The 20,647-nt window shown below is 32.4% G+C and carries 26 protein-coding genes; 3 read left to right on the top strand and 23 right to left on the bottom strand.

The window, feature by feature from the left end:
• The first annotated feature begins 49 nt into the window (after positions 1–49).
• Both KFE69_03185 and KFE69_03180 read left to right on the top strand, forming a co-directional pair.
• Positions 50–340 carry a type II toxin-antitoxin system mRNA interferase toxin, RelE/StbE family gene (locus tag KFE69_03185; GenBank protein ID UTW43164.1) on the top strand — a complete coding sequence of 97 codons (291 nt, stop codon included), beginning with the start codon at positions 50–52 and terminating at the stop codon, positions 338–340.
• Positions 330–635 carry a helix-turn-helix transcriptional regulator gene (locus KFE69_03180; GenBank protein ID UTW43163.1) on the top strand — a complete coding sequence of 102 codons (306 nt, stop codon included), beginning with the start codon at positions 330–332 and terminating at the stop codon, positions 633–635. The genes KFE69_03185 and KFE69_03180 overlap by 11 nt, the downstream gene beginning before the upstream one ends.
• 13 nt (positions 636–648) lie before the next feature.
• On the opposite strand, the gene KFE69_03175 is transcribed toward KFE69_03180, so the two are convergent.
• The 12 genes from KFE69_03175 to KFE69_03120 all read right to left on the bottom strand — a co-directional run bounded on the left by KFE69_03175 (position 649) and on the right by KFE69_03120 (position 10,610).
• A complete protein-coding gene (locus tag KFE69_03175; GenBank protein UTW43162.1) occupies positions 649–1,311 on the bottom strand; it encodes a phage baseplate assembly protein V in 663 nt (220 codons plus the stop codon).
• Between the two features lie 2 nt (positions 1,312–1,313).
• Entirely contained in the window at positions 1,314–1,790 is a 477-nt protein-coding gene (locus KFE69_03170) for a hypothetical protein (GenBank protein ID UTW43161.1), read from the bottom strand.
• A complete protein-coding gene (locus KFE69_03165; protein ID UTW43160.1) occupies positions 1,790–2,293 on the bottom strand; it encodes a hypothetical protein in 504 nt (167 codons plus the stop codon). Before KFE69_03165 ends, KFE69_03170 begins: the two co-directional genes overlap by 1 nt.
• Positions 2,274–2,594: a hypothetical protein gene (locus KFE69_03160; GenBank protein UTW43159.1), complete on the bottom strand. Its 321-nt coding sequence runs from the start codon at positions 2,592–2,594 to the stop codon at positions 2,274–2,276. The genes KFE69_03165 and KFE69_03160 overlap by 20 nt, the downstream gene beginning before the upstream one ends.
• Positions 2,594–2,767 carry a hypothetical protein gene (locus KFE69_03155; GenBank protein ID UTW43158.1) on the bottom strand — a complete coding sequence of 58 codons (174 nt, stop codon included), beginning with the start codon at positions 2,765–2,767 and terminating at the stop codon, positions 2,594–2,596. Before KFE69_03155 ends, KFE69_03160 begins: the two co-directional genes overlap by 1 nt.
• A gap of 10 nt (positions 2,768–2,777) precedes the next feature.
• Positions 2,778–4,652 carry a phage major capsid protein gene (locus KFE69_03150; GenBank protein UTW43157.1) on the bottom strand — a complete coding sequence of 625 codons (1,875 nt, stop codon included), beginning with the start codon at positions 4,650–4,652 and terminating at the stop codon, positions 2,778–2,780.
• On the bottom strand, positions 4,627–6,111 hold the full coding sequence (locus tag KFE69_03145; protein UTW43156.1) for a phage portal protein: 1,485 nt from the start codon (positions 6,109–6,111) through the stop codon (positions 4,627–4,629). The genes KFE69_03150 and KFE69_03145 overlap by 26 nt, the downstream gene beginning before the upstream one ends.
• The gene (locus tag KFE69_03140; protein ID UTW43155.1) at positions 6,111–6,359 is read right to left on the bottom strand and encodes a hypothetical protein; all 249 of its coding nucleotides are present in this window, start codon (positions 6,357–6,359) and stop codon (positions 6,111–6,113) included. Before KFE69_03140 ends, KFE69_03145 begins: the two co-directional genes overlap by 1 nt.
• A 127-nt stretch (positions 6,360–6,486) precedes the next feature.
• Positions 6,487–7,380: a hypothetical protein gene (locus KFE69_03135; protein ID UTW43154.1), complete on the bottom strand. Its 894-nt coding sequence runs from the start codon at positions 7,378–7,380 to the stop codon at positions 6,487–6,489.
• 100 nt (positions 7,381–7,480) lie between these two features.
• The gene (locus KFE69_03130) at positions 7,481–9,241 is read right to left on the bottom strand and encodes a phage terminase large subunit family protein (protein UTW43153.1); all 1,761 of its coding nucleotides are present in this window, start codon (positions 9,239–9,241) and stop codon (positions 7,481–7,483) included.
• Positions 9,234–9,776, bottom strand: a complete 543-nt coding sequence (locus KFE69_03125; protein ID UTW43152.1) for a terminase small subunit — start codon at positions 9,774–9,776, stop codon at positions 9,234–9,236. Before KFE69_03125 ends, KFE69_03130 begins: the two co-directional genes overlap by 8 nt.
• 87 nt (positions 9,777–9,863) lie before the next feature.
• Positions 9,864–10,610, bottom strand: a complete 747-nt coding sequence (locus tag KFE69_03120) for a ZIP family metal transporter (GenBank protein UTW43151.1) — start codon at positions 10,608–10,610, stop codon at positions 9,864–9,866.
• Positions 10,611–10,802: 192 nt separating this feature from the next.
• On the opposite strand from KFE69_03120, the gene KFE69_03115 reads away from it, so the two are divergent.
• Positions 10,803–11,222, top strand: a complete 420-nt coding sequence (locus KFE69_03115) for a transcriptional repressor (protein UTW43150.1) — start codon at positions 10,803–10,805, stop codon at positions 11,220–11,222.
• A gap of 445 nt (positions 11,223–11,667) precedes the next feature.
• Here KFE69_03115 and KFE69_03110 read toward each other — a convergent pair whose 3' ends face one another.
• The 11 genes from KFE69_03110 to KFE69_03060 form a co-directional block, all read right to left on the bottom strand.
• Positions 11,668–12,306, bottom strand: a complete 639-nt coding sequence (locus KFE69_03110; GenBank protein UTW43149.1) for an Hsp20/alpha crystallin family protein — start codon at positions 12,304–12,306, stop codon at positions 11,668–11,670.
• 474 nt (positions 12,307–12,780) lie between these two features.
• A complete protein-coding gene (locus KFE69_03105) occupies positions 12,781–13,878 on the bottom strand; it encodes an IS4 family transposase (GenBank protein ID UTW43148.1) in 1,098 nt (365 codons plus the stop codon).
• 182 nt (positions 13,879–14,060) lie between these two features.
• Complete coding sequence (locus tag KFE69_03100) at positions 14,061–15,872, bottom strand: hypothetical protein (GenBank protein UTW43147.1); 1,812 nt, start codon at positions 15,870–15,872, stop codon at positions 14,061–14,063.
• A 118-nt stretch (positions 15,873–15,990) separates the two neighbouring features.
• Positions 15,991–16,788, bottom strand: a complete 798-nt coding sequence (locus tag KFE69_03095) for a transporter (protein ID UTW43146.1) — start codon at positions 16,786–16,788, stop codon at positions 15,991–15,993.
• Positions 16,766–17,302, bottom strand: coding sequence for a curli production assembly protein CsgF (locus KFE69_03090; protein ID UTW43145.1), 537 nt, complete (start codon positions 17,300–17,302; stop codon positions 16,766–16,768). Before KFE69_03090 ends, KFE69_03095 begins: the two co-directional genes overlap by 23 nt.
• Before the next feature lie 91 nt (positions 17,303–17,393).
• Complete coding sequence (locus KFE69_03085; GenBank protein UTW43144.1) at positions 17,394–17,804, bottom strand: hypothetical protein; 411 nt, start codon at positions 17,802–17,804, stop codon at positions 17,394–17,396.
• Between the two features lie 3 nt (positions 17,805–17,807).
• Complete coding sequence (locus KFE69_03080) at positions 17,808–18,242, bottom strand: hypothetical protein (GenBank protein ID UTW43143.1); 435 nt, start codon at positions 18,240–18,242, stop codon at positions 17,808–17,810.
• A 19-nt stretch (positions 18,243–18,261) separates the two neighbouring features.
• The gene (locus KFE69_03075; protein UTW43142.1) at positions 18,262–19,017 is read right to left on the bottom strand and encodes a phage regulatory protein/antirepressor Ant; all 756 of its coding nucleotides are present in this window, start codon (positions 19,015–19,017) and stop codon (positions 18,262–18,264) included.
• A 20-nt stretch (positions 19,018–19,037) separates the two neighbouring features.
• Complete coding sequence (locus KFE69_03070; protein ID UTW43141.1) at positions 19,038–19,526, bottom strand: siphovirus Gp157 family protein; 489 nt, start codon at positions 19,524–19,526, stop codon at positions 19,038–19,040.
• The gene (bet, locus tag KFE69_03065) at positions 19,513–20,238 is read right to left on the bottom strand and encodes a phage recombination protein Bet (protein UTW43140.1); all 726 of its coding nucleotides are present in this window, start codon (positions 20,236–20,238) and stop codon (positions 19,513–19,515) included. The genes KFE69_03070 and bet overlap by 14 nt, the downstream gene beginning before the upstream one ends.
• A gap of 157 nt (positions 20,239–20,395) precedes the next feature.
• Positions 20,396–20,632 (bottom strand): hypothetical protein, encoded by a 237-nt coding sequence (locus KFE69_03060; protein UTW43956.1) that lies wholly within the window; start codon positions 20,630–20,632, stop codon positions 20,396–20,398.
• Between the last annotated feature and the right edge of the window lie 15 nt (positions 20,633–20,647).

Below are 20,647 nucleotides of genomic sequence, written 5' to 3'. Positions count from 1 at the left end.
ACTCATAATATGAGTACAATTAGAAATAACAAATGATGGAGAATATGAAATGGAAGCTTACAAAGTAAATTTAAGCAAACAAGCTAAAAAAGATTTACAGAAAGTACCATCTCATATTGTTAAAAAACTTAGATTATGGGTTAGAGATATTACCACCTTTGGCCTAACAGAAGTAAGAAAAACGCCTGGTTATCATGATGAGCCATTACATGGCAAACGTTCTGGTCAACGTTCAATCAGACTAAATAAAGCTTACAGAGCAATTTATACTGAATATGATAACGGTAATGTTGAATTAAACTATATTGAAATTGATGAGGTAAATAAACATGAGTACTAACACATTAAAGTATTTAAATAACCTAATCGATGAACCAGAAACCATTGGTAACACACTACTTGCTCTACGCAAATGTGAAGAAATATCACAAGCTAATTTTGCTAAAAAAATTGGCATTTCAAAGCAACAGCTATGTGATATTGAGCATGGGCGCCGTCCTGTTGGTGTAAAACTTGCAATTAGTTTTGCTAAAGCATTGGGAATGAACCCTAAAACATTTGTTACCCTCGCTTTACAAGATGTTGTTAATCGTGAAAATCTACACTATAAAGTTGAATTGCATGGTGCTGCCTAACATCACAACCTCTTTATTTAACTGGATTTGAAGTCCTCCCCCCACTATCCCCAATATGCGTATGTCCAACTTGCGAGATACCATTAGCAACCACATCATCTGAAACTAGTACTTTACCTTGAATCATGGCTGTTGCTCCGCCATCTTGATTAAAGCCATTCATACCTTGCATATATGTTAAGCTGCCTTGTATTAATAAATTACCCGTACAGATTGTATTAGGTGCATCAACTTTAACTTGACGTGGTGTTTTAATATCAATATTACCATCGAAGGTTACTTTTAAAGTCTTAGCACCAATTACGTCAACATCACCGACACAATCAACTGTTAACTTACTTTTTTCATAGTTATAACTGACTGTCGTACCGTCTTTATAGATAGTTTTCTGCTCATTTGGATTTAAACTCGGTTGATTTTGTGTATACACTGCTGGTAGTACAACGCCATTATTCAGTTCTCCTGAAGGGCTTAATACAAGTACTTGCTCATTTGTTGATGGTTTCCACCATGTTTGACAATCACCTGTTCGTTGAGTTAACCAAGGTAGCCAACCTGTAATATTATCACCTAGTTTTATGCGTAATCTTGTCTCATTAGTTTCAGCCACAATGCCAATTCTGATTAAATTATTTAAGCGTCTTTGCATATCGACTAAATGCTGTACTACATCCATCACTACACCAAATTATTGTTAATATTTAATTCAACATCAGGTGAAATACCGTTTAATTGATAAATAGAATCACCACAATAAAAACGAGTAATAAATAAAATCTCCCAAGCAACAAAACCATTAATTTCTGGCGTAAAATAGTCTTGATTACTAGATATAACTTCTATCAATTCAATCTGCTCACTCAAATAATTTCTATGTAAATAGCTTGCAACTGCCAATGCTGCATCACGAATATTTAATTGTGCAAGTGATGTGTCATTAAATAAAAGCCGAATACTAAATGTACAGTCAACCGTTTTTAGATCGGTTGTCACTCTCGGTGTAAAGTCAAACTGCTGTAATGCTAGATTACCAATGGGTAATTGAAGCCCTTTTAAATCTTGAATATTAGGATATAGTTGCCAATTAATTTGCGGTAACTTATATTTTAATTTTGATAAGATAAACTCCGTTAATTCTCGTGTGTTATTAAGCATTAATTAACCCCATATTTAAACTTTAATAATTGCCGAAACTCTTTTTCAAAGTATTGATAAAAGTAATAGGGCAATAGCTTTTGTAATAGATTCTCTGCCTGTTCATCAATCTCAACTGTTGCACGTTGACCTGATTCTCTTACACGAACATAACCGTTTTTAGTAATATAGGCATTACTTGCTGTAATACCTTTAACAACAACGTCAGATCCAATACGCTTTGGCCTTCCTAATTTATCAATTGGTAAATCATTTAAACCAGCCCAGATTTTCCATGAACCTTTAGTAACAATGGTCTTATAAACAAAAATACGCTTTCTAATTAGTTTAAGCGGGATACCCAATTGATTAGCAATATCATGTGCAACACGATTTGATGATAGTCTAACAGCTCTACCAATTGACTGATGATAGGCATTTTTAATTTGCTTCTCTGTTGCCTGAATATCATTAATCGCCTCAGCAATACTCATTGCCTCTTGATCAGAAATCGATATAGTCATTTTCTACCACATCACTTAAAACTAGTTTAACTAACCCCGAACCACTTAATAATTTATGTTCAACCTGATAACTTTGTGCGCTTTTGGTTAATGTAATGACATCATCACGCACTATCTTATTTCGATCATCGTACTTAACCCACGCAATCGCTGAACAGTTCTTATATTGTGATAGGCCGAGTGTATGAATATTATCTACCATCTCATGTCTAATTGTGATTTTATCACCCGTTCTAACAATAACTGCAGGCTCACCAGAGTCATTAAATAAGCAATCAAAGTTTTCAAGATATTGTGCCACTATTTGCTACTCTTTTTCTTATCTGCTTTTTTATCGTCTACTTTTTCCTCGTATGGCTTAACCAATTTGCGAGTAACTAGAAAATCATATTCAGCCTGACTCATATCAACCACATCATTAACTTTACGTGGTTTTCCCGCTGCTATAATTGATCGTAATAATACTGCTTTCATATCTTCCCCCTTAAGCTTGTTTCGTTGCAATGGCAAATGATTCTGGACGACGTACTGCAATATCAACACTTTGCATTACCGTAATACGTATTGCCCCTGATTTATCTAAACTAAATGGATTAACTATTAAACGTAAGCCATCCCAAAGGCCAATCAATAACTGACTAAAATCACCAAAAATAATTTGATTAGGCTTAATCTGATTGGTTACTTCAACTTGATAACCATTAATTGTATTGCCTTGTTCCCAGACAGTTAATTCACTATCTGGTAGTCTTGGTGTTGTCTTAGCTGCACCTCTTAATGATGGATTAATCAAATAACGCATATTGGCAACATCCGCATTTTGTAATGCAATGCTTGTCTCTAAATCGATATAGTCTTTTAAAGATGGATTTTCACCTGCATATTGTGCTGCTGTAATACCACTGACACTTGTTAACCCTAATGGTTGAAAATCTGCACCTGTTCCATATAGAGCTGCCGTATCAATACCTTGTGCTACTGCTGCTAGTAAATCATTTCGCACCATTGTCTCAGCATCAATTGAACTATTGGTTAATAATTCTCGTGATATCTCTAAAAATACACCTAATCTTTTTGCTGATAGATGAATCTGATCAACGGTTAATTCACCTTCATCCACATTTTGTTTTTCACCGACCCAAGTAATATTAGAACCTTGTGTTTGTCTTGGTATGGCAATATTACCCCTTAAACCTGATAATCTCTGGGCAATATTCATCATAATTGACTTGTCACGCAAAAGATCAATAAAGCTCGATGCTCTTAGCTCAGTTCCAACTAATGGCGCACCACCATTAGCAATACTAAAGTCTCTTTGTAAAATATCATTCGGAATAACAAAATCACCGTCATCATAAATACCCATTGATCTTTTTGCTGTATCTGATGCTTCAAACTCAAATTTTGCTGCTTCTTGTGCTTTTAAACTCAGCGGATTGCTCATTGCACGAATCGCTCGTGTTAAACTAAACTCTCGTGTTTCTTTTTCACTCATGCCAATATTACTGGCACAAGATTTAACTGCATCAATCTGTGGGCTCTCCTTTTCTAACTGTCTTAATCGCTCTTTCTGTTGAGATTGAACATGCAGCATTAAATCTTTCTGAAATACGTCAAAGCTTGAACCATTTGTAAGATAGCTTCTGGCAAATTCAGCTTGATTAAATTCTCGTGCTAGCGCATCAATTTTATCTCGTCTGCTACTTTCACTTTTAACACCATCATCATATGAACGTGTTTGTATTTTGTTATCTTCATTGACTGCTTGACTCATTTTATCCCCCTCATTTTTGGACTTTAAATTTGAATGACTTAAAACTTCTTTTAGTTTATCTGTTTCTTGACTGTCAGTTTGGGCAAGATTACGACCAATACCGACACTAATATCAGCTGGCACACTGACAAGTGATATTTCAAATGGTTGCCATCGTGTAGCAATCACAGCTTTATTATTATGATCAGCTACCGCCTTTTTGATGCTATAACCAACAGAGACATTAGCAATAATGCCATCTTGAATATCTTGAAAGAAATCTTCGGCTTCTTGACGCTTTGAAAATTTAACAACAGCTCGTGCCTTATTACCGTCAAGATAGGCTTCTTCAATCACACCAATCTGACGATTCCAATCATGATTGACTAAGAGTGCACCTTTATTATTAAGCCTTGTTAAATCAATTGATTCAGCACGATGATCTAATACTTCTGATGCATCTTGCCAACGCTGATACGGTGTATTACTTGAGAAACTTAATTCAACTGTACGCTTTTCAATATCAATCTTACTTTTTGTTGCATTAAATTCATAATCTCGTGTCAGTGTTTTACTATCTTCAATCATCTTTAAGTAATTCTGCATCATCTACCCCCTCATTAATTTGTTTTTGGATGGTTACTTGTTCAGTATCTATTGTTAGAGTTAATATTTTATTTAGCTTTACTTGATGCTCTGCATCTGCAATTTGTTGAGCATATATTTCTTCTACATCACCACCAGCATTGATAATTTCTTGTGAAGTACTAGTTGTTTTGTTATTAATATTCTCGGTTGTGCCTTTAGCATCTTTAAGTGGGTCAATCCAAGGAAAATTACGCGTTTGAAATTTAACCGTATCGATTAACTGATTAAAAGTAATCTCACTGATATTACCTAATCTACCTGATAGATATTCAACTTCTAACCAGCTTTCAAATACTTCTCTTACTAATGAATCAATGATTAACGTTTGCAGCATTTTCCATGCATCACGTTCATTCAATAAGCCTTGTCTTGCACTAGAATAATTAACATTACTTAAATCATTCCCCAAATTAATATAATTAATGCCATAACCTAAACTTGAGCTAATCGCTTTTAAAATAGATTCTTTAAATGGTGCAAAGGTAGTACTTGGAAACTGACTATTAAATGTTGATAGCTTATAGCCTGGTTTTAATAAATGAAACTGCGCACGATCATCAACGGCTTTCATCTCAAATGAATGATCATATGCTTTATCATCTCGATCAGCCAATGCATTATAATCAATTTCATTTTCTGGTAAGTTTAAAAATCCAATGCTCTTAGCATTACTTCTTGCATTATCAACAGCTGATGTTTCAAATTCTTTTAATAAACCAAGACGAATTAATGCCGTTGCAATCGATGAAATACCGCGTTTTTGACCTACATATTCAGAGATAAAGCCATGAATGATATTTTTAGCAGGTATCCTTTGAGTACTTTCAGTATCATCCGTTAAATAATAGGCTATTGGCCTACCGAAGCGAGTAACTTCAATACCATTGATGATTTTTTTGCCATTTGCTAGCGTTGCACGTTTAGTCACATCAATACGTGAGTTATCAATTAGCTGTAATTGCAATTGACCATCAATCACATGTTTAATAATAAAAAATTCACCATCTCTTAACAAAGAACGCACACATAAAAGCTGAATATCGATAAAAGATAAGCTACCAGAGACATCACAGTTACCTTTTCTAGCCCAGCGATTAAAAGCAGCTTCAGTTAAGTCATTTAATCGTTTGCGTTTGGTTTTACATTGAATACGTATGCCTTGATGACCAATAATATTGGTACAGGCTTGTGAGATATAACCTTTGACATAATCATTATTGGCATAGGCTTCTCGTGCGCGTCGTAAAATAGCACTTGATTGGCCTTCAATGACTTCATCGACATTACCACCTGTAAAAACATCACGCAATAATTGTGATGTTGCTGATTCATAACCACGGTTATATATTGGTGGTAAAGAATGATGAATATTTTTGTTAACTGTCTTATTGCGCTTAAATCGTGATAATAACTTCATTACATCACCTTAAAGCTTGAGGTAATGAAATTAGATTGCTGTTTACCTGACTTAATTCGTTCAAGTGAATCTATAGCAGCTAAAATTTTTCTTTCTTCAGCTCGTAATTCAGGTAAGTTTCGATAACCAACTGTACTCCCCCCAGCAGCATAAGATGCAACCCCACCATTACTTAAAAGCTTACTAATTGATGATCTAATACTTTCAAGCTCTGCTCGTTTTTGTTGTAATTCTTCTTCGATATCCATACATTCCCCCATATCTTAGGGTTATTGTATAGGGTTAAATTGAGGGAGTTTGGGTAAGATTAAAATTCAGTTGAAATAATGTATGTCCTTAAAGAAGAATTCAGCTAATTATTAAAAGCGAACTAACTTAATTGATTTTTTCTATCATAAAATCACCATTAACGCTTCTTTTTAATTTATTAAGCAATTTTAAGATTTCTGACGATTTACAATAAACTTTTCTTACAGCACATGTCTGATCTATAAAGTTGTAATTGGATTTATAAGATTCTGCTGTCAGTTTTAATTCAAATCGATTATCCGTTTCATTATAAATTATATTTCTCTGATTAAAAGTTTCTTCATCATCATTTTCAAATTTTCCGTCAATCTTAAATGATAATGAATTCCTAGATTTAGGTCCTGTATCTGAAACATAAACTAGAAGCCTCTTTTCTTTTTCAGCTTCATATTGAATATCTTTATACTCATCGATGTAAAAAGGCAAAACTAACGGACAAGATGACTTGAAGTAAGCTTGAATTGCTTCAATGAACTTATCTCTACCATAAACCATATCTACAAGTCTATACTCAGATGATCTTTTTCCATTAACACTCGATGTAAGGGTATAATTTTTATAACCTGCTTTAGTCTTCATATGTGGTAAATACCCTCGATCTAATTCAAGAATAACACCATTATCATTTTTGTTAGCATAGTTATCCCATAAGTGTTTATTATCTTTAGTTTCTGATAAACAAAGCATATAAGTATTTTTTCTTAATTTAACAACTTCATTAATAATTTTTTCATGATTGTCTTCATCTAAGTCTGCATATATATTTAAATGCCCAACGATAACTTCCTTAAATATTTGCTCATTATTCAACCCATAATTAATAACTTCTTTAAGTGCACGATCTTCTGCCTCAACATCTGTATAATTTTCGCATGAAGTTAACCATAGTGTTTTGCTTCTTAAAATACCTTTAAGTGCATTAATATTTGTATAGTGATACAAGTATTGTATTCTCTTCATTCATATTTAACCTTCAATTTTAAATATATAAAATAAGTCTAGTTTAAAATCCAATTCACGTATAAACTGATGATACATACCATTTCAACAGATAATATACTTAATTAATAATTTGCTCATACTTCAACGCCAAATCAACATTAGTAATTCTAAGTGCTGCTAAAGAATAAATATAAGTATCTAAAGCCTCATTACGTTTATCTGGTGCATGCAACTGCCATTCATATTTAGGAAAACCTTTATGGTATCTAAGTACTCGCTTTTCTGCTGTTAGCTGTGAAAAATAACGTTCATCACAGACATCAGCATTAAAATGAATAATACTGGCATCAGATGTTTCTTCAAGTTTTAGGCGATTAAATAAAATACTTTTACCTTCATCTGTACCAATTGTATAAAGATCAAATGCTTTTTTATTGGGTACACGTTTTCTTGATGGTGCGGTTACAAACGGATATTCGCCCCCTCTACCTTTAATGGCAAACGGTAAGCCAATTCGGCTCTGTCTAACATAATCATAAGCTTTTGATGTCATATTATTAGTACCACCTGTATCAAGACAGGCAAATGCTATGGGTAATTTTTTACCACATTCATGTAAATATCTTTTCTTGTTTAAATATAATGTTAATTCCTGCCATACTTGATCTTCACTTGTTTCACCATGAAAAACTTTATAATCAATTACCCATGATTCTTCATCAATACCCCAGCCAACAGCTTGTAATTCAATTCGATCTTGCTGAACATCAATACCAGCTGTAATGACAGCTACACCTAGTGGTAATTTATCCCAGTTTTCAACTCTTGCTAATAGACTGTTAGGTTCAATTTGCTCACCAGATTCTTCCCATGTTTCAGCTAAAGATACATTTACAAACGTTTTTAAATCACCTGTATGCTTTTTCTCTAAGAATGACTGCACAATATCGCTGAAAGTGCGAAATGGACTGTATAGCTCATTAAGATGAAAACTTGCATGCCCATTAAATGGCATTTTAGCTCGCCATTGACCTTGTCTTAACATCGCCAGCTTTTGACCATCATTGATTAAACTGCCACAATTTTCACAGGCATATTTGGCTGATTCAATATCATGATTACCATTTTCACTTTGCCATGTGACATTTTTCCACTGTAAGGTTTGGTATTCATTACAATGAGGGCATGGTAAATAGTATTGTCTTTGATCACCAGATAAATAACTCATCTCAACAAATGATGCGCCTTTATGTGTTGGCGTACTAGCAATAATCAGTTTACGCTTACTACCAAATGTTGCAGCACGTTGCCATAACAGATTAACTGGATGACCTTCACTCGTTCGTTCATAGCCATCAACTTCATCAGCATAAATTTTAGGTGCAGAGCGACCACGCATAGTATTTGGTGAGCCTGCCCAGCTAAGCATCAAAAAACCTCCGTGATAGGATTTCATCTTTTGATTATTAACACCTTCCCTACTTCTTGGTTTAGCTAGACAGTCACTAATTGATGGGCAATGATCTACCATTGGATTGAATTTAGTTTCAAGCCAAGTTTTGACATCAGATTCTGACGGTTGCATCATAATTTGTGATTCGGGTTGATGTTGGATATAGTAGCCAAGTGCGTTATTAATAATTGAAGACTTACTTGTTTGTGCTGCAAACATCAATGTAATCTTATTAATCTTTGGATTTTCTATCGCTTCAAATACCTCCTTTTGATAAGCAATTGTGCGCCATCTTCCTGGTACTGCTGATACTCCTGTTGGTAAATATACGTTTTGTTCAGACCATTCAGAAATGCTTAAATCTTTGACTGGTTTAAAATGCTGTTGAAGGCTTTTAGTTAATAGATTAGCAAGTACATCAGTCATTGTTTTGCCCTTGACTAAGTATTTTACTGATTGTTTGGGTTGAGTTATCTGATATATCAAACATGGCTTCTTTTAATTCATCAAGTAGTACTTTTCTAAACTTATCTTTATCAGTTTCACCAACTAATCTTGATTCTACTCGTTCAGGAATACTTAAAAATTTATTACGCATTAAACCAAAAATATCAGCTAATACACTGGATACTAAATCTGCATCAATCACTTTATTAGCTGCTAAGCGTGCTTTTATTTTTTCATTATCTGCTTGTGCATCAGTTAAACGTAACTTTGCTTGCTTGATCTTTAAATTAAGCTCATCACCACTTGGCATTATTTTTTCATTCTGATTAACTTCTTCTTGTAAACGCCACTTGAATAAATCAGCTGTGTTAAATGACCAAGCTCTGCCTCTACCTCCTTTTTCAAGGTAAGGGCAACCTCGCCTTACCCAATCATCAATTGTTGTGACATAAACACCAAAAATATCTGAAGCTTGCTGCCTTGTTGCAACTTTTCCTTTTACAATCGTAGGCATTAAAATCCCCTAGTATCTTAATAGTAATTGCCTAGATTATAAGAAAATAGAGATGATGTTTTTGTACTAGTTAAATCCTTTATTTAGTTAAGTCCAAATCGCAACTAATGCCATGATTGCAAAACCAATAATAACAAACATATATTGTTTGGTATTACAACAGTCTTTAATGAGTACGGCTCTATCTAATCCATGTAAAGTTCCCATATATATAAAAGTACCTGCAGCAATTGCTGTGAAAATTGGTTGAATAAATGGATTAGTAAAATATACCTGTGCGCTCTGACCAAATAAAATACCTATAGGAGCCATCAATGAGAAAATCAAAAATAATACTAACCTAGCTATAAAACTAAGTTTAGCTTGGTTAATATTCAAAGATAAAGCAAAGCTTGCTGCCCATTTATGAGCTATAATGGCAATAAATATTACAATAGCTACCGCTGTTGTAGCTGAAATTCCTAAAGCCGCGCCAGCAAAAAAACTATGTATAGATAACATAATAGTTGCCATAATTGCCATAAAACTTGAATTCATTTTATTATTTTTTGATGCTCCCACACCAATATGTTCAATTAATAAGAAAAATAATATGGTTATCCCTGCTATTAAAAATGCATAAGGGTAATCAATATGTAAATCCATAAAATCAGATGCTGAATCTCCAAGCATATGAATCATACCTGCACCTAAAAAAACACCATTAGCAAGTGCTTCACCAATTGGAAACGAAAACCCTGCAGGGTTATTAACTCTTTTTACAAATGGAAATATCCCTGAGACAATTGTTAGAAGAAAAATTATTATTGCCATTAAAATTTCAAAACTATTCATAGATTTAGTCGCCTTTTCATATAACATTTTTATAGATAAGCCCAACAATAAATTTATTAAACTTATCATATGATTAATTGTGTAAGGCATCATATACAAAAATATTATATGTTACAATATAACAGTTATAAAAAAGATAAAAATTAGTTTATACTAATTTAATGATAAGGCTAAGGTTAAATATTTTTAAACATGAATAATTACTTAAAGCAGGCACAGCTATTTTGTGAAGAAAACAAATACAGATTTACTCTACCACGACAACAGGTATTAGAAACCATTATTAACCAACATAAACCTATTAGTGCATATGATATCTTAAGAACCTTATCCGTAGAAAAAGAGATTAAACCACCCACAATTTATAGGGCAATAGATTTTTGGTCAAAGCATGGTTTTATCCATAGAGTTGAAAGCCTTAATTGTTACATCGCCTGTAATGCTGATCACCAGCATAAAGGTATACAAATACTAATTTGTGACTCATGTGGTTCAACTAAAGAAACCTGTTTAAATAAATTTAACATACCCACCAAAATTAAGGATAACAAAACCTTTTTAGTAAAAACATGGAACCTCGAAATTCATGGCTTATGTGCAAACTGTAGTTGATTATAAACTATAAAAGATTAAACCTTTTAATGAATAAATTAAGTAATTTTATTCAGCTTATTATAAATAATAGATGGCTCTTGAGTAAACTCTAGTCCTCGAAATACATCCTCCTCGCAGAAAATATTTCTTGCGCATCCCAACCCCCCGGGATTACTAGCTTTCAGAAGTACCTTTTTAATTGATTATGAATATTATAATTTATAGTTAGTTTTGAGTTTAGGTATGGTAAAATAATCTCAATTTAAATGAAGCTATTCACATTGTGAAATCAATGTGTAATAGATCTAAAATTTCTATCTCCACAGCAACACAAAGCAGTCGGATATTCCGAATTTTTTGCCTTACGGAGTACCAACCTGCTTTTATATAGCTACCCCCATATTTTCATTCCATACAATATGTATTGCGTGGCAAGCCACGGAGAAGAGTAAAAGTAAAAGCTCTAACTTATAGGTACTTCTAATGACGTATTTTGAATAGACTTAGTTTTTTGAATTGTAATCTCTAATATACCATTATTTAATTTAGCAGTAATTGACTTAGCATCAACAACTTCAGGAGTGTTTGTCAATAAAATATGACGGGTGTAAACACCACCAAAACTCTCTTTTCTAACTGATATTGAATTAGCTTCTATCTTATCTTGACGTTCTTTCACTGCTTTAATGGTTAATTGACCATTACTATAGTAAACTTTGACATCATTCTTTTTCAAACCAGCCACTTCTGCTTTAATAACAAATGAGTCATGAAACTCCGTAATATCAACTGCTAAACTCTGTTTATTCATCCATGTTGTTTGAGGAAATGTCTGATGGTTAAACATTTGAAATAAATCTCTATTTAAAGAGTTAACTAATTGTTGCAATTCTTTTGCGTAATTATCCAAATTTGATACTGTACTGTTTAAACCAGGATTCTGAGATATTTCCGTGCCAAAACCAAAAAGATTGGGTATACCAGTAGTACCTCCAGGTGTTAAATTCATAAATCCATTGCTATTATGTGAAGGCATACCATTAACTGTATCAGTTTGCCATTGATTTAATTTATGATCTGCGTAATTTGTATATGACGTCATTTCATCTGTGGAATCTTTGTAGTACTCATTTTGCTAGCTCCTTGCATTACGTTATACATACCAGTGATTAAAATCACTAAATAGAATATGTTACAAAAAACTTATTTTGTCAAATAGATCACAAGGTACTTCTATCGTAGTGTTATTACTTTACATACATTAACCTCACCACCTGTAATAGCAAAACAAATTGGCAAACTATAGCCATCACAAACTATATGTTTATGTTATATCACCTGCTAAAGTACTTTATAAATTAGGTTTACCATAAATCCTATATTCATGCATGATATCTCTTAATATTTGACTAATACTCCTCTATGAGCATTCATCGAATCATTAGCAAGCTTATTTTTATATTGTAAGAATCTTAACTTTACGAATTTACTTCTTAAAATCAATTCTTAAATTGAAATGTTAACAAGCCTTAGTATATCTTTTTAACATGTTACAAATTTTCTAATAAATATCACACTACATGACACCTACCAGATCCATTCTTTGACTAATTGATATTTTAGGTTTAAATGTAGCTTTGATAATATTACAGATATACTCTGAAGAATTAATGGCTCTAGCTAGCGATTTAGCAATAGTTTCAGTACCAATTTTAATCAAAGACTTAGCTTTAAATCCATGCTTTTTAATTTTAATAGGTTTAATGCTTTCTAATATTTCACCTGTACGATAAGACCATATTAATGCAATGGATACAACAAACATAAGCCTTGAAAGTTTTTGCATATCAGTTAAGTGGGTATTCTCAAAATTAAAACCACGTTTTTTAATAGCTGAAAAAAATGACTCAATCTCCCATCTTATTTTATATTGATCGAGTGCATTTAGGTTAAACTCTCTAGTTACAACAATAACTAATTCACCTGTAGGCAGTCGCAGTCCTGAAACATATAAATCGCACCCTACTATACACTTTGTATTATGAAGTGTTCTTGCTTGTGAAGCTTGAAGAGTTAGAAATAATTTTGAAATCTTTTTATTAGAAGCTAGATAATTACCTTTGGCTCGAATAACAAATTTAACTTGTTTGCTAGACAAATAAGCTATCCAATTTCCATCAATAAATTCACGATCACATAAAAGTGTTTTAATTCTAGTTGCAGGAATAAATTCAAGTAGTTGATCAAATAGTCTCTGCCTATCAATGGCTTTTGAGTTACCTCTCTTTCGCTGAGGAAGCAGTGACCAAATCACAGGAATTGCAACACCTTTATAAGCAATAGCAATCATTAGAAAATTAATATGTACCTTGCCAAACTTCCAGTTAGTTCTATCCATGCATAATATGACTTGATCAGATAAATTGAAAATGGTGTCGACTAGTTTCCAGAGGCTAAGAAAAGATATTTCAAACCTTGTGATAAAACGTTGAAGACGTCTATAACATGACGTAGTTGATGCTTTTGATGGAAAGCATTTAGCAATTTGTGAAAGATTAACATCATTTATTATCTGTAGGGCAATAATAAAGTAAGTTAGGCATTCAGTATTCCAAAAAGATAAGTTAAAATAGTGCTTCAGTGACTGTTGTAATTCATTGATGTGTTTCATCATATCGCTCTTTTTTGTTTTTTGGCGATTATAAGAATGAACGATAACAATGAAAAATCAATGGGTTACACCGTTACTGTCGTGTAGTGTGAATAAATATAAATAATAAGATTTAATTAAATTTTTAATTTTATAGTTATATGATTATATGGCAAAATAATTTTGCCATATAAATAGATAGTTATTTATGGACCGTATGTGAAAGTCATTATGTTATTACTTCCAACTAGTGTTGTTGTATGAAGATAATTATCACCATTTACCGTTGTAGTAATGTCATTACTGTCTCCATCAATACTATAGGTTAAATCATTAAAAGAACCTGTAATATTTGTTGTAAGAGTATTATCAGATCCTAAAATTTGATCTACAGTTAACTCATTAGAATTACTACCTGTAAATAATGTAGATATAACAACATTATTATCACCTTCAATATCATTGTAATCCAAATCATTATCGCCACCTGTTACTATCGCTGATAATATATTTCCATCCCCTTCAATATCATGAAAGTCAATATCATTACTATTACCTGCCACAGTTGCTGACAATTCATTCAGATTTCCAACAACACTATCAAAATCTACATTATTATCATCACCTGTTAAAGTAGCTGATAGCATATTTTCATTACCGACGACATCATGAAAATCAACATCATTATCATTACCTGCCACAGCTGCTGATAACTCATTTAAATTTCCTGTAATATCATCAAAATCTAGATCATTACTATTGCCCATGACTGTTGCTGACAATTCATTCAGATTTCCAACAACACTATCAAAATCTACATTATTATCATCACCTGTTAAAGTAGCTGATAGCATATTTTCATTACCGACGACATCATGAAAATCAACATCATTATCATTACCTGCCACAGCTGCTGATAACTCATTTAAATTTCCTGTAATATCATCAAAATCTAGATCATTACTATTGCCCATGACTGTTGCTGATAAATCATTTAAATTTCCTGTAATATCATAAAAATCTAGATCATTACTATTTCCCATGACTGTTGCTGATAATGCATTTAAATCTCCATTGACATCAGTCATTCCACTACGATTATCATCACCTGTAATATTTGCTGATAAGTTATTTGAGTTTCCAACAATACCATACATATCGCTCCTATTATTATCGCCATGTATATCAGCAAAGAAATTATTATTATTACCTTGATTCTCACCTACAAAACCCATATCTATACGATTGGAGTTGCCTTCAATTATTGCATTAAATGTATTTGTATCACCATCTATTGCTAGATTATGGCTATTATTATCTCCTACAATTAAAGCACTGCTTAGGTTATTATTTCCATCCAGATTAATTGCATCACCACTGCCAATGAAATTATCATTCCCTTCAATATCAACAGTAGAAGTATTGCTATCACCATTTTGTGTAACTGTAAACTCATTATTATCACCGCTACCTCTATAGGTAAAAGCATTTCCCATTAATACTGAATCTTGATCTACTGTTCCATCAAGCTGATTACCAATTGATGTAACCGTACTACTATTACCTGGGCCTGATTGATCAAGTTCAAAACTAGAATCATTACCATTAACATTGAGTAAAGATAAATTACCTTCTCCATTTTGCACTAAGCTTAAAAATAAATTATCACCATTCCATATCGTTAAGGCTTTATTAGGATTAGCAACCGTAGCACCTGATTGATCAATGAAAACATCATCATTGCCATCAATTGCTGGATTTGATAAACTTGTAATCTCACTTACTTGTATACTACCTGGTGTTTGTGAGACAGTCATTTGTACATTATTCATAGTTGCTGTTGTATCTGAAATAGCTGCAGTACTACCTGAGAGTGACTGATCTATTGCATTAACATCAGCTAATGCAGCACTATGAGCAGCGTCAAATGCTGCAGATACACTAGTTGTTGCATTTGCATTTATATACAGACAACTGAATAATGCAACCCCTAGTAGGTTTTTACTTAGGATATTCATGTTGTTCTCCAATTAGAATTATATTCTTTTATTCAATTTTTCTTTTTTTGTTTTAAATAAAACTCTTCTCTTCTTAATTATGCACCTCCCTAAGTAATTATTAGTTATTCATTACACATCAACTTTTTATTTGTTTTATATTACTGCTTGTTTCTTTTACACTAAAAATACCTAATTCAATACTATCTTGAATAAGCTGTTTAACAGATTCTTCTAGTAAGCTATTTAATACAAGAATCTTGGGTTCATTTCTTGTAAAGCCACCTTCAGCTTCCAATAATTTCTTATAGCTTACAAACTGAAAAACCCCTAGACTCAATCCATATGAATAAACTTGATCCGTCAAAACAGTAGAGCTTAAAATTGATCCTGTCTCAATATCAATTAATCTTAAACTTATGGTCATCTGATCAGCTCTATATTCAGTAGAACCTCCAATACCAAAATATTTTGCACCAAGCCCTCCTGTTAATGTATTAGATTCATAATCAATAATTCCACCTGCAAGTGCATAACGCGAGTATGCAAGTTTAGAGAATTTCTCTTTGTTACTTAATTCAGATAACTTTCTTTCAGTTAAAATATTTTTTAACACCGTTCGCTCTAATACATTAAACCAATCACTTGCCAATAGTTTAGTAATTAAGACAGACTCTGGGTCTTGAGTAACTACTTTTGAATAAACACTTTGACCATTTAGTGCACCTTGATATTTCCCCGTATAATCTTTAAATTCAAAAATTGATACATTAAGTTTTTCTTTAGGAAAAGTTTTCATAAAAGCTTGTGAATAGACATTCTCATCATAAACAGGCTGCTTGATTCTTTTTTGGTTTGTAGCACAACCTGTTAATAGTATTAGAACCATAAACAGTGTAGTTATTTTGATATTATTAATTAGTAATAGTAATTTCACTTGACTCTCCCGTTACTTTATCATCTAAATTAATAATGAAGCTACTACCTATTTCTGTGACAGAAACGGTAAATGAATCTGTTTCAACCGAACCTGCACTTAAGTTACCATCATCATCAATCACATTTTTTAAGATTGAACTAGCTAACTGTGAAGCAATAACTGAATCTAATCTTGCCTTTAATCTCTCGGCAGCAGTATTTGCTGATGATCTACTCCCAGATGAAGGAGGTTTATGATCATCTTGTAGCTCAGCACTACGGAGTAGAAAAGGCCCATTTAAAGGATTGCCTCCAAATGAGGGACTGACAGGCTGATAAATTAATGTGGAGGCCATAGAATTTAAATTAAACACCAACAAAAAAGATAATAAAATAATTTTAAGCATCATAAGTAGCCTTAATTTTTTTTGTTTTACATAAAAATAAATATAACAAAATAAATTTTTATGTAATATTTGAAACAATAAAATAAATTTATTAATGGCGATACAAGTGTTTGCATGATTTTGCATTGCACAATATTGAAATATATAAACTTATAGATACATAATAAAAACAATTTAAATATAAACTTTATAACTGATCATTGAAATACATTTAAAATTAAAATAATTCTCCTTGCTTACCATTAAGATATTTCATTTTTACTTTATTAGCCAAATAACTTTTAAACACCGTCGTCCTATTAACCCCAATAATCTGTGCTATTTCATCTGCTGAGTAACCTTTATCAGCTAAATCCTGTGTTGCTTTACGCCTTAAGGCTGATTCATCAATTTTAATATTTTCTTTTTGAATATATAAACGTTGACCACCAAAATGTTTAACAAGCTCTTTAAAGATATGATCAGGCAACGCTTTCTTTAATCGACCTGTAGAGCCACCAGAATAAACTGGAATATAGACTTTATTTCGATTATTTGTCGCAGCAATATCATAAACCACATCAGCATATTTTCTACCGATTAGGCTCTCAATCATTTTATACCCAATTGATAATGTTAACTCATCCATCGTTTACCCCCTGTTATAACGATAGGCCAAATTTGTCGTTGGTAGTTTTGATTGTAAAAACTTTGATATCATCTTGTTCTTATATAAAACTTGATGCTTAGCAATTGGTAATTCCAACGCTTTTAATGCTGCTTCTTGCACAGATAGTTTTTGTTTTGATTTAATATTAGAAACTGTATTTTTAGGCAAATTATACTTATCTTCAAACTCACTCATATTGTTAAAGTAAGCTCCATCAACTTCAAATCCTTGACTCACTTTTGCACGACCATGATTATGCTTTTTAGTATACTTAATCGTATTTAGCACATTTCGATTATTCTTCTTTAAAGCATTGATAAAGAAGTTATATCCACAGCTAACAATACTAATCGACTTTAAATATTTAAATATCGCTACCTGTGAATAAAATACTTTATCCTCATATTGATACCTCATTATAAATCCTTAAAAATAATCAAGCTACTTTGGATTCAAGCATTGGTAAAATACCTACATACTTCAATTTGTTATATAAAAACAAGCGACCTTTCTGTGTCCATTTTGATACCATTTTAACTTCAGTTAAATCATGATTATAACTAACATTTATCATTCTTAAATGTGTATAACTTTGTGTATAACCTTTTGATTGATATTGACTATATAACAGCCATTGGTTATTAATTTTGTACTGAATGCCTATTTCATGCAAAAGTTCATTCATTGCACGACCACTCATACCGTAATCTTTAGCTATTTGAGTTATGGTCACAAGTGAAGTTGAACTTAATATCTGATCTAAATACTCGGCTTTTGGCTGATATTCATCAATTAAGCATGACTTTTTTTCATTATCAATTCTAAGTGTTAAGTTTTCTTCAACTAAATTAGCTGCTAATCTTAATGCTTCGGGTAATGTTTGCGGTATTTCAAATGATGTTTCTTGTTTTTCTTCTAGCTCTTGCCAACGATCAATAATTTTAGCACGCATACCCATATTATATCCTGAGACTAAAATTAATGTTTCACGCTTTGGTAAGTAATAACACTTTAACCGCCTCCCAGTACTATCTATGTAGCTGCCCCCAAATTTGGGGTGAGTGATTTCAAGTTCATTTAACATTTTTTTAATATCTCGAATTACATGATCATGCCTCTTACCTGTTAGCTCAGCAATCTCAAGACTAGACATTGTTAACTCTTGATTATTTAATACCGCTAATTCACTCATGACTTTATCCTTAATTTCATTTACTTAATCAAAACACTTGGCTCACCCAACTCAAGCTTTGCTCCTGATACAATTTCACCATCAAGAAGTTGCCTTTTGATCTTTGCCTTATCTGCTAAAACTGAAATCTTTTTAAATTCATCTGGCAAAACTTCTACATCTGAAATATGAACCTTCTGCATTGGTTTTTTATAACTAACCATAATTTGTGTATCCTTGAATTTTTCGCCCTCCCTTAAGTTACTTATTAAATAATTTTTCAGTGATTCAACACGACTTTTGATCGAACTTTCCCATTGTTGAAATTTTGATTTTTCATGATTAATTGCTGCCTGTTCAGCACTTAGGTTTTTAATCAATTTGGCAATATTCAAAATTTTAACTTCACGTGCTAGATTTAATTCATCTAACTTTTCTATATCGAAATTACCAATGACTTCACCTGTCTCTTCATCAACAGAATTAGATAGTGTTTGCATAATTGCATGATTAATTTCATAAAGATTCATGATCAATTGCCTTTGAATTTTGATAATCTTGAAATAACTTATTAAAGCGATTTAATGCGCACCAACAACTGTCAATATCATCTCTACTGAAATTTGCAAATTTAGCAAAATCAGGTATTTCCTCATCACTAAGACCATGCGCTTTGATTTTTGTGTAAAGCTTGTTTATGACCAGACTATTTTTCTTTTCTTTGGTTGTAACATCCGTAATTTCTAAATCTGGCAGTTCATCTTCCATATAGGGGATTCCACCTAATTCAAGTGGAAATGCCAAACGAAAACCCTGAGCTATGGCAACTTTTTTAAGCATTGTGCGTGGCTTTGTAGACCACATTTTATTTTCTTGTTTATACTCCTCAAAATAAACTTCATGGTAATAAGGTTCACTCCAATCTCTACGTTTAATTTCAACACATGCCTTTAAATCAGGTTTGTTACCTTCTGTCCAAGCTCTCCAACCTTCTAATTGACCACTAGCTTCTGCACGCTTTAAATAAACCTCAAAACCAACAATGATATTAAAATTATCTTTATAACTTACCCCATATATTTCACGCTTAAATGGATTAAGATTAAATGCTTTTGCAAGCTCTATAAACTGCGTTTGATGTTCAGGCTTTAGGTTACTTCCCATTGATGACAAATACGTTTTCAACTGCTGCTCTGTTACTACAGGACTTTTATAATTAACTACTTGTAACTGCTGACTCATTTTACTTCCTAAATCGTTAATTTTTGGGTACATCCCAAGATAAAAATGACTATCTCGGAATGTAACTCCCCCCGAAATACCTGCTATATTTCTATGCTATCAATAATTATTCTTTGAGTTTGGGCAAGATGATTTTTATTTAAAATTCGCTCTAAAACTAACTGTTTGGCTTAACATAATTTTTGATCAAATCAAAAATTGTAACGACAACATAAAAAATTGCCAATATCAATAAAAAAGCAGTGGGTGGCAACCAAAACGGTGCAAATACCCACCACCATGACCATGTAATAACACCACATAGTTTCAATACTAAAAAAATGAAAAAAAGTATTATAAAAAAACCAAAACCGTTACCACCACCAATATATTTAAGGTTATTTTCACTTTGCATTTTCATATATAATCT

The sequence above is a fragment of the bacterium SCSIO 12844 genome, assembly GCA_024397935.1.
Taxonomy (GTDB): Bacteria; Pseudomonadota; Gammaproteobacteria; order Francisellales; family Francisellaceae; genus M0027.
The sequence above is the reverse complement of the archived record's forward strand: the minus strand, read 5'-3'. Positions and strand labels throughout refer to the sequence as shown.

What these genes read in the sequence shown, in the direction of transcription:
- KFE69_03140 (UTW43155.1), bottom strand. Translation starts at nt 6,359, where the DNA reads ATGGATATCGAAGAAGAATTACAACAAAAACGAGCAGAGCTTGAAAGT.
- KFE69_03080 (UTW43143.1), bottom strand. Translation starts at nt 18,242, where the DNA reads ATGAGGTATCAATATGAGGATAAAGTATTTTATTCACAGGTAGCGATA.
- KFE69_03115 (UTW43150.1), top strand. Translation starts at nt 10,803, where the DNA reads ATGAATAATTACTTAAAGCAGGCACAGCTATTTTGTGAAGAAAACAAA.
- KFE69_03070 (UTW43141.1), bottom strand. Translation starts at nt 19,526, where the DNA reads ATGAATCTTTATGAAATTAATCATGCAATTATGCAAACACTATCTAAT.
- KFE69_03100 (UTW43147.1), bottom strand. Translation starts at nt 15,872, where the DNA reads ATGAATATCCTAAGTAAAAACCTACTAGGGGTTGCATTATTCAGTTGT.
- KFE69_03105 (UTW43148.1), bottom strand. Translation starts at nt 13,878, where the DNA reads ATGATGAAACACATCAATGAATTACAACAGTCACTGAAGCACTATTTT.
- bet (UTW43140.1), bottom strand. Translation starts at nt 20,238, where the DNA reads ATGAGTCAGCAGTTACAAGTAGTTAATTATAAAAGTCCTGTAGTAACA.
- KFE69_03185 (UTW43164.1), top strand. Translation starts at nt 50, where the DNA reads ATGGAAGCTTACAAAGTAAATTTAAGCAAACAAGCTAAAAAAGATTTA.
- KFE69_03130 (UTW43153.1), bottom strand. Translation starts at nt 9,241, where the DNA reads ATGACTGATGTACTTGCTAATCTATTAACTAAAAGCCTTCAACAGCAT.
- KFE69_03180 (UTW43163.1), top strand. Translation starts at nt 330, where the DNA reads ATGAGTACTAACACATTAAAGTATTTAAATAACCTAATCGATGAACCA.
- KFE69_03110 (UTW43149.1), bottom strand. Translation starts at nt 12,306, where the DNA reads ATGACGTCATATACAAATTACGCAGATCATAAATTAAATCAATGGCAA.
- KFE69_03175 (UTW43162.1), bottom strand. Translation starts at nt 1,311, where the DNA reads ATGGATGTAGTACAGCATTTAGTCGATATGCAAAGACGCTTAAATAAT.
- KFE69_03090 (UTW43145.1), bottom strand. Translation starts at nt 17,302, where the DNA reads ATGCAAAATCATGCAAACACTTGTATCGCCATTAATAAATTTATTTTA.
- KFE69_03075 (UTW43142.1), bottom strand. Translation starts at nt 19,017, where the DNA reads ATGAGTGAATTAGCGGTATTAAATAATCAAGAGTTAACAATGTCTAGT.
- KFE69_03120 (UTW43151.1), bottom strand. Translation starts at nt 10,610, where the DNA reads ATGAATAGTTTTGAAATTTTAATGGCAATAATAATTTTTCTTCTAACA.
- KFE69_03125 (UTW43152.1), bottom strand. Translation starts at nt 9,776, where the DNA reads ATGCCTACGATTGTAAAAGGAAAAGTTGCAACAAGGCAGCAAGCTTCA.
- KFE69_03145 (UTW43156.1), bottom strand. Translation starts at nt 6,111, where the DNA reads ATGAAGTTATTATCACGATTTAAGCGCAATAAGACAGTTAACAAAAAT.
- KFE69_03170 (UTW43161.1), bottom strand. Translation starts at nt 1,790, where the DNA reads ATGCTTAATAACACACGAGAATTAACGGAGTTTATCTTATCAAAATTA.
- KFE69_03155 (UTW43158.1), bottom strand. Translation starts at nt 2,767, where the DNA reads ATGAAAGCAGTATTATTACGATCAATTATAGCAGCGGGAAAACCACGT.
- KFE69_03165 (UTW43160.1), bottom strand. Translation starts at nt 2,293, where the DNA reads ATGACTATATCGATTTCTGATCAAGAGGCAATGAGTATTGCTGAGGCG.
- KFE69_03150 (UTW43157.1), bottom strand. Translation starts at nt 4,652, where the DNA reads ATGCAGAATTACTTAAAGATGATTGAAGATAGTAAAACACTGACACGA.
- KFE69_03060 (UTW43956.1), bottom strand. Translation starts at nt 20,632, where the DNA reads ATGCAAAGTGAAAATAACCTTAAATATATTGGTGGTGGTAACGGTTTT.
- KFE69_03085 (UTW43144.1), bottom strand. Translation starts at nt 17,804, where the DNA reads ATGGATGAGTTAACATTATCAATTGGGTATAAAATGATTGAGAGCCTA.
- KFE69_03135 (UTW43154.1), bottom strand. Translation starts at nt 7,380, where the DNA reads ATGAAGAGAATACAATACTTGTATCACTATACAAATATTAATGCACTT.